The organism is Photobacterium proteolyticum, assembly GCF_001939735.1.
Taxonomy (GTDB): domain Bacteria; phylum Pseudomonadota; class Gammaproteobacteria; order Enterobacterales; family Vibrionaceae; genus Photobacterium; species Photobacterium proteolyticum.
The window spans coordinates 20,346-34,459 of the sequence record NZ_MJIL01000051.1; the positions used below are offsets into that span (position 1 = coordinate 20,346).

Consider the following 14,114-nt stretch of genomic DNA (forward strand, 5'->3'; position numbering starts at 1 on the left):
ATGTAGTACCTATGAAATTTTCTATCGCCAGAAAGCTGAGGATTAGCTTTTTGTTGATTACCGCACTGTTTTTATGTGCAGCGGTTATCCTTTACCAACAAATCAAGCAAGTCGAAGACAATGCTCATTACCTGCTCAATGAAGATTTGCCGACGGTGGATGCCAGCCGCTCGCTTCAGCAGTCTGCGCAGTCATCCTTATTGGTGCTGCGGGCCTATATGTTGCAGGGCGGGGATGAAGCATCCGGTCAGGCGCTTAAGCAGCGACTCACAGACACCTTCGCTCTTGTTGAACGCCAGTTAGCCGAGCTGAAGAGCCATTTGACCGATGAACAGTATGACAAGGTGGGGCAGAGCTGGCAGGCACTGATGGAAAGTGAGCAGGCTATCGTTGATATTAGCCATACGCCAGACAACCTCCCGGCTCATGCCCTGATGCTCAACGAGGCCGCCCCTATTGCTGAAGTAGCGCTTGATCAGCTGCAAGGGCTGATTAACGAAGAAGAGAATAATGCATTCGGTGGTGAGCGGAAAAGGCTCATGAAGCTTTATGCTGATAGCTATACCTCGCTATCGAACGCGCTGGGCGCACTGCGTGATTATCTGTTTGACGGTAACCAGGATCACCTTGATAAGTACAAAGAGCTGATGACGAAGCATGCCAAGTCGGTTGCCGAAGTCAATAATCATCGGGTATTGCTCAGCGATAGCGATTTAAGCCTGTGGCAGATCTTTAAGGAGATGCAGAAAATGTATCTGCCGCTAGCCGAGCAGGTGATTACCTTGCGTCAGTCCCCGGAGTGGAACAAAGCCAACTATATGATGGCGCAGCAGACCGGACCAGCTGCGGCCCAGTTCACCAAGCTTCTCGATGCAATCGTTGTTGCCCAGCAGAACAATGCCCAGCAGGGCGGTATGGCTATCAGCGACAGTGTGTCACGGGTGATCACCACCTTGATCGCGGTGGCGATTATTGCTTGTGTCTGTTCGTTGCTTATTGCTACCTGGCTGGGGCGTAGCATCGGTTCGAGACTCACCCTGGTCGGCCAGAGGGCCGAAGAGATTTCTCACGGCAACTTCTCAGGGAAAGCACTTGAAAACAAAGGCGATGATGAAATTGCTTCGTTGGTGGGTGCAGTAAATCGTATGACAGCATCGTTATCGGCGTTGGTAACCGGAGTTACGAACAAGGCCAAAGACGTTGATTCAAGTATGAACCGATTGCTGGACAACAATAGCAGTACCGCGAACGAGGCGACCAATCAGGCCGAGAAAATTCGCTCAATGGCTACGGCGATTGAGGAAATGTCGGTAACAGCCAGTGAAACGGCGCAGCATACTCAGGCTGCATCGGATGATTTGAAGCAATCTTCTGTATTGCTTGGTAGCGGTGAAAAAGCCTTAGAGCAAAACCAACAGACAGTGGATGAGCTTAACGCTCTTATCGGCCGGGCAAGCGAAATGGTTCAGCATCTGAGTAACGAGAGTGATCGCATCGAGCGTGTTACGGAAGTGATTGAAAGCGTTGCCGAACAAACTAACTTGCTGGCGCTTAATGCTGCGATAGAGGCTGCGAGGGCCGGAGAGCAAGGCCGGGGATTTGCTGTGGTTGCCGATGAAGTTCGACTGCTGGCACAACGTACCACGGAATCTACGACTGAAATTAACGCGATTGTTGATGCAATTCAAACTTCGACCGGGCAAGTGGTCAAGGTCATCAGTGAGAGTCAGTCGCTGGTCAAGGCGGGCACTGAGCACACCGCGCAGGCCAATACCATGCTGCAAGACACTATTCGCTATATGGACGATGTGGCCAATAAAGTCAGTGATATGACGACCGCGACCGAGCAGCAGTCCGATGTATCTCAATCACTGGCAGATTTAGTGCATCAGTTGTCTGATTCGGCTGCCGATGTGTCGGGCAATTGCGATAGCGCCAATCAGACTTCGCAGGCTATCAAGGCGCAAGTGGATGATCTCAATCAGGAGATGCGAAAGTTTTCGGTTTAGGCGGTGTGCTGGTTAGTGGCAATAGCGCCTTCCTTGTGGGGCGCTACTACTAAATAACGCTATGTTGCTCAAGGTTTAATCATATAAACGGAGTTTTTGAAAATCTGCTTTACAAGCATCAGCTAGCCTCGTATTATGCGCCGCACTTACGGAGAGATGGCTGAGTGGTTGAAAGCACCGGTCTTGAAAACCGGCATACGTTTGTAGCGTATCTAGGGTTCAAATCCCTATCTCTCCGCCACACTCAAAAAAAGCCAGCTTAATTGCTGGCTTTTTTACATCTGTTGCTTGGCAAAGAATGAGATAGGGTGAAGAAGCCTGGATGAGGGTTCACCTGAGCGAAGCGAAAGCACATCGGCTCTGCCGATAGCCCGAAGGGCGCGAGCTTGCGAGCAGTAAATCCCTATCTCTCCGCCACATTCAAAAAAAACGCTGATAATTCAGCGGTTTTTTTACGCCTATAATCTAGATTCCTACAGCTTAAACTTACCTGTAATTTCAGATAGGCTTTTCACGACACTCGATAATTGCTTTGTTGAGTGCTCTGTACTTTCCGCATTCTCGTTGGTTGCTTTCGCAAGGCCATTTACTTCGATGACCGATTGATTGATCTCTTGGGCTACTGCATTTTGTTCTTCTGCTGCCGTTGCTATCTGAGTGTTCATATCTTGTATTTGTCCAACAGAGGTCAAAATAGCATTCAATGATTCTCTGGCTTTTGATGCCATTGAGATAGCATCTTTCGTATTACTCTGGCTGTGCTCCATTGAGTCTAAGGCTGAAGTTGCAACTCTTTGTAACTTATCAATCGTTAGATTAATTTCTTCGATACTATCTTGGGTACGGCTTGCCAGAGAACGAACTTCATCGGCTACAACGGCAAAGCCTCGACCTTGCTCTCCAGCACGAGCGGCTTCTATTGCGGCATTCAGTGCAAGTAGGTTGGTTTGGTCGGCAATATCTCTAATGACTCCCAGTACATCTCCTACATTCTCTGTCTCCACCCTCAGTTCATCAATTGTTTGAGATACAGAGCTAATATCTTGGCCCAACGAATCTATAACTTGAGATGTTTTCTTCGTGATATTGGCACCACTTCTCGCTTGCTCGAAGGCATTGGTTGCAGAGCTTGAAGCCTGTTGCGCATTTCTTGAGATTTCTTCTACTGTAGAAACCATCTCGTTCATCGCCGTTGCGGTCATCTCCATATGGGAGATTTGTTGATCTGAGCTTTGCCTTGTTTCTTCCGCCAACGACGTCAATTCACTCGAAGTATGCTCAACCTGAGTTGATTGGTTGCTGATACTACCAACTACTATCTTGAGCTTTTCGACCATGGTAACTGTCGCTGCATAAACCCCTGTGTCATTTCCTCTGGATACAGCATTAACGGTCAGGTCGCCTTCTGCAACTCGTTCTATAATGGCTTGTATTTCTTTAGGTTCACCACCAATAGGGACGTAAATTAACTTAACAATAATCGTGTATATGGCCACTAGAGTGATGGCTATAAACACGGCTGCAGACAGCAATGATACGCTCAACATATCTTCACTAGGCGCTAAGATCACATCTAATTTTTCGAAGGTGTAAACGTTCAATCCGTAGTTCGTTGGACCGTTTTTAGTCGCTACGAACTCTTTTCCATCATCTGTTTGATATTGCAAATGGGAATCCGGAAAGTTGCGATACATTGGTCGAAATTCAAAAAAGTCTTTTCCAAGGAGTTCGGGGTAAGGTGCGTACAAGACTTTGTTTTCGGTATCGGTAAGAAATATTTGCCCATCAGGTACATTTTCTGAGACGAGCTTTTTCCATACATCGGATGATATATCAACACCAATGACACCGATAAATAGTCCCTCTTGAGTCAGAGGCACAACAAGTGAAGATAGAAGCTTTCCTGTTACCTGATCAATCGATGGCTCGGTAAGAACGAATGGCAATCCAGATTTTGCTCCGGTATACCAATGCTTATTAAGTTGTATATCTGTGTATTGTTCTCCAGAATGCTCTAAAGATGTACCATCCTTAAATACAATATAAGTTGCAGTACCGTTTGCTGAGTTGTTTAGTTTGGCTAACAAGTTCACCACCGCAACTTTGTTAGTAACTACTCCTTCTTTATATTGGATCGCTTCACTGATCATGCCTAGCTGCTGTTCAACACCAGAAATGTATTGATCGACTTGAATGGAGACCGACAAACCTTGTTGCTTTCTAAAGTGGAGCGCTTCTCTGTAATTAAAGTCTTGGAAGGTTGTAAAATTGATTAATGATAAACTCAGAACTATAACAGACAGCATGGTTCCGATGATTGATGTAAGCAACTGCTTTAAGCTGAGATTTCTAAACGCCATATATTCAAACCAAATTTTATGATTATTAGTAACAAATAGAAAATTATTTACCAAGCGCACCTTATCAAGGCTACTTAGCGCCCCCAGATTTCATAAGGTCGATATAGTTAAACGACCTCTTATATTGTTGAGTTGAATGCCTGTATTTTAGTGAGTTAATGCTAGCTAATAAGTCTCCTCAGTATATTGCTGTCGTTATACTGCTTAGGGAGGGCATTATGAATCGACTCTTTGACAAATCTTGGGGATGTATATTTGAAGGTATGACTCGGTAAGACGTACCGCTTCTTGAGCTAACTCTGGTGTGATATAACCAAATTTCCGGTAGGAAAGAGAATAGATTTTATCGGCAACTTGTAGCGAAATGGCAAAAATATTAATAGGTTGCGACAGTTGAGGGATATCGAAAAAACGTCTATAAATCATTTCAACCTGATGACCTAATTCAAGATCATGTTCGGTATCGGCATGGCCTAATTCAGAGAATGTATGGCGTCCTAATATTAGCTTTTTTGCGATAGGATTATTGTTGTAATAGTTCACATAGGCAGTTTCTATCATCTTGTTAATATCAGTCCAATGTGAGACTTTTTCTTCATCTATACATCGTTCCAATAATAGGTCGAATTCTTTGAAAACTTCGTTTAATAATGTATGAAACAAGTCTTCTATGTTTGGGTAGTGATGGTACAACGTTGATGTTGCCATGCCGCATTCCTTGGCGACATCATACATAGAGATATCCGTTGCTTCGCGCCTCTCCATCAACTGGACAACAGCTTCGTGAATTCTCCGTAATTTTTCTTCTGTCTTAACTTTTCGCATATGCTTGCCATATATCAAGTATATTATTAATTAGAAAGATAAAGGAGCGCTTACCAAAAATCCATTCATTGAATGAGATATTTAGTTTGCTCTCCTTTTTACTGCTGATCAAACAATAACGGTTCTACTGATGGATATGAGTACCGGATTTTCCTTCAATGATCTCTAACGCACAAGCCAGGTCACCGATATGCCCTTTTTGTCCTGTTTCTTTGACAAACTGACAGCAAGCATCCACTTTAGGCCCCATGGAACCCGCAGGGAAGTTGTACTGTTTCATTTGCTCAACGGAGACATTTTCCAGTTTCTCTTCGTCTGGTGTTCCCCAGTTCAAACATACATGCGTGCCGTCTGTCAGGATCAGCAGGTGTTCTGCACCAATTTGCTGAGCAACCAATGCCGCAGTCATGTCTTTATCGATAACGGCTTCAAAGCCTACATAGGCGCCGTCTTTTTCGACCACGGGTGCACCACCACCGCCACCGCAGATAATTAGATGTTCTTTCTCTAATAGGTCTTTAATGGCTTTGATCTCTAATACTTCCTGTGGCATTGGAGAAGGCACAACACGACGCCAATGCGCTCCATCTGGTTTTACAACCCAGTTATTTTGCTCGGCAAGCTGTTTGGCTTGCTCTTCGCTATATACAGGGCCAATAAACTTAGAAGGATCTGCGACTGCTGGATCATTTTCGTCGACGACAATACGCGTCAGAATGGTGGTAGTATAACGGTCTTCAATGGCGGCATTCAGCCCTTGCTGAATAAGGTAGCCAATCATTCCTTGTGTTTCAGCACCCAGGACATCAAACGGGTAGGGTGGACAATCTTTGTAAGCATTATTTTGCAATGAAAGTAAGCCCACTTGAGGGCCATTGCCATGAACAATAACCAAACGATAATCTTTGCTGAGCTCTGCTAATGAGCTTGCTGTCTGTGCGATGCTTTTCTGTTGATTCTCACAACTCATGATTTCACCGCGTTGTAGCAAAGCATTTCCGCCTACAGCGACAACAATAATAGGCTTAGACATATCGATTTCTCCAAATAAGTGAAGTCAAAAAGACTTATCACACTGTATTGAAATATATCTATATGATTGTGGATAAAAATCACAAATCGGTTTTTGTCCAAAAGCTGGATTATCAAACCTTGCCTAAATCACATAAATATCATTAATCGTCTTTCCAAATTGGATATGTGATCTCGTAGACATTTTAATTATCTATCCTTTTGTCGATATCCAAAAAGTTAAATATTGATCAAAATCAATTGTCCGGTTTATTGGGTATATTTTCTCTGTTTATGTTGAAGCCATTTTATTTTTAATTCTAATTAAACAATCCAAAACCGATATTCAGTTTTCATCAAAGTTCTTGTCGGAAATTTCCCCTTTAATAATTAGCGAGTTGGAATTAAGGAGAGAAGAGCGATGAGTAACGAAACTCAAGGTAAAATGGGAGTCACGGCTATTGCACTATTTACTTTATGTGCAGTATTAGTCGTCGACACATTAACCGCCTCTGCCAGTATCGGTGTTAGTGCCATTGGCTGGTGGGTGTTGATGTTAATCTTTTTTGTCATCCCTTATGGGTTGATCACATCCGAATTAAGCACAACCTACCCAGGCGATGGGGGGATCTACGATTGGGTAAAACAAGCGTTTAATTTCAAATGGGCAGTCCGCACCACATGGTTCTATTGGATCAATGTTGGCTTATGGATGCCTGCTGTTTACATCATGTTTGCCGGAATGTTTGCCGAGTTATTTATGCCTGATCTCTCCCTATGGGGGCAGATCGCCATCTGTATCTTGCTAACCTGGCTAACCGTTTGGATTTGTAATGTGTCTGCCGATATTGGCGTCTGGGTAACGAACGTCGGTGCAGTGTTGAAAATCATAGTGATCGGAACACTCGGAGTGGGCGGCTTTGTCTATGCGATGAACAATGGTGTCGCTAATGAATTTAGCTTCTCAGCCATGATTCCAAATATGGATTCGGCTGTTTCCTTCTTACCTGCGATTGTCTTTAACCTAATGGGCTTCGAGCTGGTTGCGACCATGACCAAAGAGATGAAAGATGTTCGCGACATGCCTAAAGCGGTCTTCCTTTCTATTGGCATCACGGCCTTCCTCTACATCTTCGGTACCGTTGGTATTTTGATGGCTCTGCCTGTTGAAAGCATTGGCCTGGTCGCCGGCCTAATCGACACCTTCAAAACCTTATTTGGTGACGGCGTATTCGGTACTGCCATGGTGTACTTGTTCGGCACACTCGCCCTGCTAACTCTTATCGGCAACATGGTGAGCTGGACAATGGGTGCAAGCCGAGCAGCTGCAGAAGCGGCACAAGAAGGTGAGTTGCCAGCCCCAGTGGCAAAAGTGTCAGAAAAAGGCTCACCAATCGGTGCAAACAACATTACTGGTATCGTTTCAACCGTGGTGATTTTGTCTTACGCATTGTTTGCACAGGGCAATGATGACTTATTCTGGTCAATCTTCGCCTTCTCTAGCTGTATTTTCCTATTACCTTACTTGTTCATGTTCCCGGCGTATCTAAAACTGCGCCTCGTTGATGGCGAGCGTGAGCGTCCATTTCAAGTGCCAGGTGGCATGGCTGCCCAATGGGTAATGTCCATTGTGTGCTTCTTTGTCATCTTCCAGGCAGTCGTACTGTTTATCTTCCCGGAAGCACTTGACCTTACGGTCGCAGATTGGAGCTATACCGGCCCCGTATTGGTAGGTGTCATCGCCACAATCTTGATTGGTGAATGGATTCTGCTAGGTGCACTAAAACGCAAAAAAGAACAAGTAGAACAGCAAGAAGCGAAGGCTTAGTTCAGGAGAAAAATCATGAAAAAAGTGTTTACAACGACTCCAAAACAAGATGGTTTCAGAATGCCCGGTGAGCATGAGCCTCATAGTGAAATTTGGATGGCATGGCCAGAGCGTACAGATAACTGGCGCAATGGCGCCAAGCCAGCACAAAGAGTGTTCGCCGATGTTGCAAAGCAAATTAGTAAAACGACTCCAGTGACGATGCTGGTGAGTTCAGAGCAATACGATAACGCGGTTTCTCGCTTGCCAGACGATATTCGGGTACTAGAGATTTCTACGGATGACTCATGGATGCGTGATATTGGCGCGACATACGTCACCAACGACAAAGGTGAACGCCGTGGTGTCGACTGGGAGTTCAATGCATGGGGTGGGTTTGTTGATGGCCTCTATTCACCATGGAATCGTGATGATCAGGTCGCACAAAAAATGTGTGAAGCAATCAGAGACTCACGTTACAGAGCGCCTATCGTTTTGGAAGGTGGTTCAATCCACGTTGATGGTGAAGGCACGCTCTATACCACTGAAGAGTGCCTCCTTCATGAAAGCCGCAACCCAGACTTAAGCAAAGAGGAACTCACTGCTGTTTTGTGCGAACACCTCAATGTTGACAAGGTAATTTGGCTGCCACGAGGGCTGTACAACGATGAAACTAACGGCCACGTCGACAACATTCTTCACGTCGTGAAGCCTGGCGAAGTCGTACTGACCTGGTGTGAGGATGAAAATGACCCTCAGTATGAAATTAGCCGTGAAGCTTACGATTATCTATCCAGCCAAACCGATGCTAAAGGACGAAACATCATAGTGCATAAATTGCCGATGCCAGGCCCACTGTTTATGTCTGCTGAAGAAGCGGCAGGTATTGATATTGCAGAGGGAATGGAGCGAGAGGCAGGCGAACGTTTGGCGGCTTCTTATGCCAACTACCTTATCACCAATAAGCAGATAGTACTGCCTCTGCTTGATGAGCGATATGACAACGACGTCAAAGCGATATTAGAGGACATCTATCCGGGCTACGAGGTTAACGGTATACCTGCCCGTGAAATTTTACTTGGCGGCGGAAACATCCACTGTATTACCCAGCAAGTACCAAAAATTTGATTTAAATCTACTCCAACAACTTTCAATGAAACAAAAGGGGATGTTCGACAAGAAGATCCCCCGGATAAAACAAGGAACATTATCATGAAACTACCTTCTTCAAGCGCGACTGAACTAAACAAAGCAAACATGGAACACATGGTGTCAATGAAAGACTTCTCTGTTGAAGAGATGGACAACATGATGGAGCTGATGACATACCTAAAACAAGCGCGCAGAGATAACGCCATCCCTCAGCTTTTCAAAGGCAAGTCTGTAGGGATGATTTTTGAGGCGGGCTCTACGCGTACTCGCGTTTCTTTTGAAGTGGCAGCGACGTTACTTGGCGGACACGCACTGTTCCTGTCTCCTAAAGACATCCACCTGGGCGGTAAGGAGTCTATTGATGATACTTCACGTGTACTATCACGCATGTGTGACATCATCATGGCGCGTACGAACAGTCCAGAAACTCTTGATGGCCTGTTAGAGATGTCAACCGTGCCGGTAATCAACGGTCTGGATACTCGTTTCCACCCGACACAAATGCTTGCAGATCTTTATACCATCAGAGAGCACATTACAGATGGCCGCAGACTGTCAGACCTGACTCTTGCCTTTATGGGCGATGCGACAGACGTATGCCGCTCACTGATGCTGACATGTGCAAAATACGGTATGGGCTTTAAGCAAATTGGTCCTAAGAAATACCATATGGAACCAGAGTGGGTAGAACTTGCAGAGTCTTTCTGTAAAGAGTCTGGTGGTCATATCGAGATCACGGATGATGTCGATCAGATCAGCGAGTGTGATGTGGTTTACGGCGACAGCTTCTACTGGGTAACACAAATGGATGAAAAAGAAGAGCGTCTTGCTGCCTTCATGCCAGATTATGTGATTACCGAAGAACTGATGGCGAAAGCTCGTCCTGGCGCAATGTTGTTGCACTGTCTACCTGCCAATGACAAAGAAGAGGTAACCCGTGGTGCGCTAGAAAGTGAATATTCTGTCGCATTCGATGAAGCTGAAAACCGTTTAACGGCTCAAATGGCTATCTTGGTATACTTCACCCACAAGCATGCGGTGATTCCAACAGAAGAGACCATTAAGCATCACGAAGAGAAGATCAACGGCTTCTTAAAAACGCTATAATGCATAGCGATTAACCAATATTAAATAACAAAGGCCTCTATTTATTAGGGGTCTTTTTATATTTTATGGCAACTATAGAAAGAAGATAAGAAACAGCTTTATCAAATTATCAGTTACCTCTGTAGTGATAAAAACGCAATATCGGTTTTTCTATGTTATTTCTTTAATGTATTTAAATGAAGCTAACACTTTTTATTCGAAACTAATGCTTAATCCGGAATGTTGACTCTAATAAAATTAAATTGTACGTCACTTTATCTATTATAAAGTTATTAACCATTTGCAGTTTTAGCTATCCGAAATTACTTTTCATTTAAATAATACAAGAGCCAATAAAGAATTAACCTAAGCCAATACGAAGCAAATATTCTCTTACTCTACAACAGGATAAACGCCGACATGACCAGCAAGATCGTAAAACTTTCAAGAAATACTGAGAACGCACCGAAAGACTCAGCGTCAACACAGAGCGTTGCATTTTCTCACTATAATAATATTTCAGCGCAATTACCGATAGACCCTGCCACAGGGCTTATTGTAACTGGTGGGATCAAAGAGCAAACCAAACAGTGCCTGGATAATATCAAAGCCATTGTTGAAAGCATCGGCCACATGATGGACGATGTGGTTAAAGTCAATGTATTCGTTAAAAACATTGCTGATGTTGATGCCGTAAATGATGTCTACTCAAGCTTTTTCAATAGTTACCTTCCGACCCGAACAACTGTTGCGGTGGCTGCGCTGCCAATAAATGATGCATTGGTTCAAATCGATGCCGTTATTTCTAATGGCGAAGGTACCCCATCACAAGAGCCGTGTGACCTCATCAAACTGGTAAGAAATACAGACAATGCGCCACAAAGTGCTGTGTCTACACAAACGGTGGCGTTTTCTCACTACAATAATGTGTCTGCTCAATTACCGATTGATCCCAAAACGGGCCAGATTGTTTCTGGCGGAATCAAAGAGCAAACAGGGCAGTGTCTACAGAACATCAAAGCGATTTTAGAGAGCATTGATGTTCCACTTGATGATATCGTCAAAGTAAACATCTTCCTAAAAGATCTTAACGATATTGAAGCCGTTAACGAGATCTATAGTACCTACTTCCCGGATTCCGCAATTGCGAGAGCTGTTGCCTATGTGCCTGCTCGCTCAGTGGTGGCAGCTTCTGCATTACCCATGGATGCTTTGGTACAGATAGACGCAGTGGTATCACACGGTGACGGTACTCCACCGCAAGAAGTAGAAGATCGTCATGGCATCGTTATCAAAGCCAACAATACAGATAGCGCTCCAATAAGTCCGTATTACACTCAAACGGTCGCGTTTTCTCATTACAACCATATCGCAGTACAGCTACCCCTAGATCCTAAAACAGGCAAAGTTGTCGCTGGTGATGTAAAAGCCCAGACCAAACAATGCCTGGATAACATTAAGGCGATCGTAGAAAGCATTGATCATGTTATGGACGATGTTGTGAAAGTGAATGTTCAACTGACAGATATTGCTGATATTGATGCCGTCAATGACGTTTATGCCACCTACTTCCAGGATGAACTACCAGCAAGAACAACAATTGGCGTTGAGTCTATTCCTATGTCGGCATCAGTTCAGATTGATGCCGTTGTGTCTAATGGTGAAGGGACGCCACCAAAACTATAAAAAGCAGCAAATAGTATAGTACTACGATAGAACACCCATTAATCTGAGGGCAACTCGGTTTAATGGGTGTTCAGTACTTTTGATACCAGCTCTTCGTCGTAACAGGCACGATAAATCCAGAAAAATAATAAGAGTATTAGGTATTGTCTCGCCTGACTTCATATACACTCGCCCCCAATTGTATCTCCATGCTAGTACAGGCATCACAAAATGGCTCTGTAGCGCAATTTTGGTTTATAAAACTTGAGCGCTTTACGTTATTATCCACCGCGTGATTTAATCACGATGATAAATTGCACTGGAAGGGTGGACTCAGAGAGAGTTTCATGTTGCTTTGAGTGTGGTTAACCCGCATAAAATTAGAAGAGATTAGGTTTTGCTAGAGCTAGTTACAGAAGTATTAGGTTGGACGTCAGTGGCGTTCTATATTTCCATCACTGTGTTTAACAGTATGAAGTTCACCCGATTTGCCGCATTTGGCTCTGCTGCGAACGATATCATCTGGTCTATTCTGATGGGCTGGTGGCCAAAATTGATCCTCAACCTGTCTGTAGCGGCAATTAACACTTACCGTTACGTCAATGACTTTACCAAGGCAGCAAAAGTGGTGGTTAACTCATTGGCCGCGATTATGGCTGCTGCAATCATGTACATCGTGTATGTTGCTGTTACGGCGTTTATTGCCGAGCCGACACTGCCTGTTGCCTTGCAGTTCATGGACTTGGGACTGATTGTTGCAGCGCTGTATATGACAACGCTACGTAAGTACCGGGCACTGATGCTGGTGTCAGGTTTCATCGGGATGGCAGCCTACTATGGCAACCCGCAAATGATGGTTATCAAGGCCATGGTCATCGGCATTATGTCTTACAAGCTGATTGCGCCAAGCCAACAGGAGAAAGGCGAGCTTGTTGCCCAAAATTAATCATTGCAGAAATGAATTAAGATAACGCTGATCAGTTAATGCCAAACAGTTAGGTTCATGATTCGTTGAATAAATCCTGGGCTTGGTAAAATACCCTCAAGCATGATGTTTGAGGGTATTTTTTATGTTGGCTCTAAGCGGCCTGGCTAAGGAATAGCTGAGCCAGTTCGGCGTCTGCCAGGACGCCTTTCAGGCTGGTATTGCTTGAGTTCATCAAGTCCTGCATTAAGCCCAGACGCAAATCGTTCGGTAATAGATCCATTTTGAGAAAAGCCTGGATATTGCCCATCTGGGTCTTGTTGACCTTTAGCCTGGACACCTCAAGGTAGTGGTGCAGTCTGGTGCAGAGTGTTGCCAGGATATCAATACGCGGGTTGCTGCTGCCGACAGTTTTGACGATCCGCGGACCAATTTCTTTGTCGAACTTTTTGCTGTCTATAATGGCCTTTGGTGATACCAGCTTGCTGAGGTTTTGCTCAACGAAGGCGATAAATGCCGCGCAGGTCGTTTCGTCGAGGCACGATTGGGCCAGCATGTTTACCAGCGGTAGCTGCTCTTTCAGGTCGTCGATGGGTGCAATGCTCTGGAAAAACTGTACCAGCGAGCGGGGAGTGGTTCTCTCGCCATCGACCAGCTCCGGGTAGGTCAGTACAAAGTCGATACCGCGTGGATCTACGCCACTCCTTTCCGCCCACATTGCCCATGCCTTGGCATTAAACTCTATGGTCACATGCATCATACGGGTTAGCATCGCATCATCCATTGGAGTGACTGAATAGTCACCGCCATCCGGGTTGGCAGTCAGCACTATCTGCCAGCCTTCTGGTAGCGTCCAGCTGATCAGCTCATGGTTTTGCAGTAGTTGCATAATGCCCCGCAGGATACGCTCATCGGCACGGTTAACGTCATCGATGAGCAGAATACCTGGCCCCGGTTCAGTCGGTACCCAATGAGGAGCGGCAAAGCGGGTGACCGTTTTACCGCTTTCCAATGTTTCGGTGATTGGCATTCCCAGCAAGTCTCCCATCTCTTCAAACTGAGCAGGTGCAATCGCGCACCATTGCATCCCTTGCTCTTTGGCGATCTGTTCAACGAGTTGGGTTTTCCCGATCCCGTGGCGACCCCAGATACACACAGGAACGCTGCGTTTGCCATCAACAGGCAGAAGGTGTTCGACAAACTGGCGGACTTCCGGTGCCTGACAGCTCAGGCCGTAGTAAGTGTAATTGTGTTTGTGGCTCATAAGAACTCGC

At 45.1% G+C, this 14,114-nt stretch carries 10 protein-coding genes and 1 tRNA gene; 7 read left to right on the top strand and 4 right to left on the bottom strand.

The window, feature by feature from the left end; all coding sequences use genetic code 11:
• Positions 1 to 11 precede the first annotated feature (11 nt).
• Together BIT28_RS06160 and BIT28_RS06165 are read left to right on the top strand one after the other, a co-directional pair.
• On the top strand, positions 12 to 2,009 hold the full coding sequence (locus tag BIT28_RS06160; RefSeq protein ID WP_075762769.1) for a HAMP domain-containing methyl-accepting chemotaxis protein: 1,998 nt from the start codon (positions 12 to 14) through the stop codon (positions 2,007 to 2,009).
• Between the two features lie 150 nt (positions 2,010 to 2,159).
• Positions 2,160 to 2,250: transfer RNA gene (locus BIT28_RS06165), tRNA-Ser, on the top strand.
• A gap of 232 nt (positions 2,251 to 2,482) precedes the next feature.
• Here the strand turns inward: BIT28_RS06165 and BIT28_RS06170 are convergent.
• The 3 genes from BIT28_RS06170 to arcC form a co-directional block, all read right to left on the bottom strand.
• Positions 2,483 to 4,423 carry a methyl-accepting chemotaxis protein gene (locus BIT28_RS06170; protein WP_139310446.1) on the bottom strand — a complete coding sequence of 647 codons (1,941 nt, stop codon included), beginning with the start codon at positions 4,421 to 4,423 and terminating at the stop codon, positions 2,483 to 2,485.
• A gap of 162 nt (positions 4,424 to 4,585) precedes the next feature.
• Entirely contained in the window at positions 4,586 to 5,194 is a 609-nt protein-coding gene (locus BIT28_RS06175) for a TetR/AcrR family transcriptional regulator (protein ID WP_075762771.1), read from the bottom strand.
• A gap of 124 nt (positions 5,195 to 5,318) precedes the next feature.
• Positions 5,319 to 6,227 carry a carbamate kinase gene (gene arcC, locus BIT28_RS06180; protein WP_075762772.1) on the bottom strand — a complete coding sequence of 303 codons (909 nt, stop codon included), beginning with the start codon at positions 6,225 to 6,227 and terminating at the stop codon, positions 5,319 to 5,321.
• A 399-nt stretch (positions 6,228 to 6,626) separates the two neighbouring features.
• On the opposite strand from arcC, the gene BIT28_RS06185 reads away from it, so the two are divergent.
• From BIT28_RS06185 to BIT28_RS06205, 5 genes are all read left to right on the top strand, one after another.
• Complete coding sequence (locus tag BIT28_RS06185; RefSeq protein ID WP_075762773.1) at positions 6,627 to 8,033, top strand: APC family permease; 1,407 nt, start codon at positions 6,627 to 6,629, stop codon at positions 8,031 to 8,033.
• A 15-nt stretch (positions 8,034 to 8,048) separates the two neighbouring features.
• The gene (gene aguA, locus BIT28_RS06190; RefSeq protein ID WP_075762774.1) at positions 8,049 to 9,140 is read left to right on the top strand and encodes an agmatine deiminase; all 1,092 of its coding nucleotides are present in this window, start codon (positions 8,049 to 8,051) and stop codon (positions 9,138 to 9,140) included.
• Between the two features lie 84 nt (positions 9,141 to 9,224).
• Positions 9,225 to 10,271 carry an ornithine carbamoyltransferase gene (gene argF, locus BIT28_RS06195; protein WP_075762775.1) on the top strand — a complete coding sequence of 349 codons (1,047 nt, stop codon included), beginning with the start codon at positions 9,225 to 9,227 and terminating at the stop codon, positions 10,269 to 10,271.
• A 399-nt stretch (positions 10,272 to 10,670) separates the two neighbouring features.
• Positions 10,671 to 11,936: a RidA family protein gene (locus BIT28_RS06200; protein ID WP_075762776.1), complete on the top strand. Its 1,266-nt coding sequence runs from the start codon at positions 10,671 to 10,673 to the stop codon at positions 11,934 to 11,936.
• Between the two features lie 376 nt (positions 11,937 to 12,312).
• Positions 12,313 to 12,861, top strand: a complete 549-nt coding sequence (locus tag BIT28_RS06205; RefSeq protein WP_075762777.1) for a hypothetical protein — start codon at positions 12,313 to 12,315, stop codon at positions 12,859 to 12,861.
• Between the two features lie 133 nt (positions 12,862 to 12,994).
• On the opposite strand, the gene BIT28_RS06210 is transcribed toward BIT28_RS06205, so the two are convergent.
• Positions 12,995 to 14,104 carry an AAA family ATPase gene (locus tag BIT28_RS06210; protein WP_075762778.1) on the bottom strand — a complete coding sequence of 370 codons (1,110 nt, stop codon included), beginning with the start codon at positions 14,102 to 14,104 and terminating at the stop codon, positions 12,995 to 12,997.
• Between the last annotated feature and the right edge of the window lie 10 nt (positions 14,105 to 14,114).

Bases quoted from the DNA above. Each gene is read 5' to 3' on its own strand.
- argF (WP_075762775.1), top strand. From the start codon at position 9,225: ATGAAACTACCTTCTTCAAGCGCGACTGAACTAAACAAAGCAAACATG.
- BIT28_RS06175 (WP_075762771.1), bottom strand. From the start codon at position 5,194: ATGCGAAAAGTTAAGACAGAAGAAAAATTACGGAGAATTCACGAAGCT.
- BIT28_RS06210 (WP_075762778.1), bottom strand. From the start codon at position 14,104: ATGAGCCACAAACACAATTACACTTACTACGGCCTGAGCTGTCAGGCA.
- BIT28_RS06200 (WP_075762776.1), top strand. From the start codon at position 10,671: ATGACCAGCAAGATCGTAAAACTTTCAAGAAATACTGAGAACGCACCG.
- arcC (WP_075762772.1), bottom strand. From the start codon at position 6,227: ATGTCTAAGCCTATTATTGTTGTCGCTGTAGGCGGAAATGCTTTGCTA.
- aguA (WP_075762774.1), top strand. From the start codon at position 8,049: ATGAAAAAAGTGTTTACAACGACTCCAAAACAAGATGGTTTCAGAATG.
- BIT28_RS06160 (WP_075762769.1), top strand. From the start codon at position 12: ATGAAATTTTCTATCGCCAGAAAGCTGAGGATTAGCTTTTTGTTGATT.
- BIT28_RS06185 (WP_075762773.1), top strand. From the start codon at position 6,627: ATGAGTAACGAAACTCAAGGTAAAATGGGAGTCACGGCTATTGCACTA.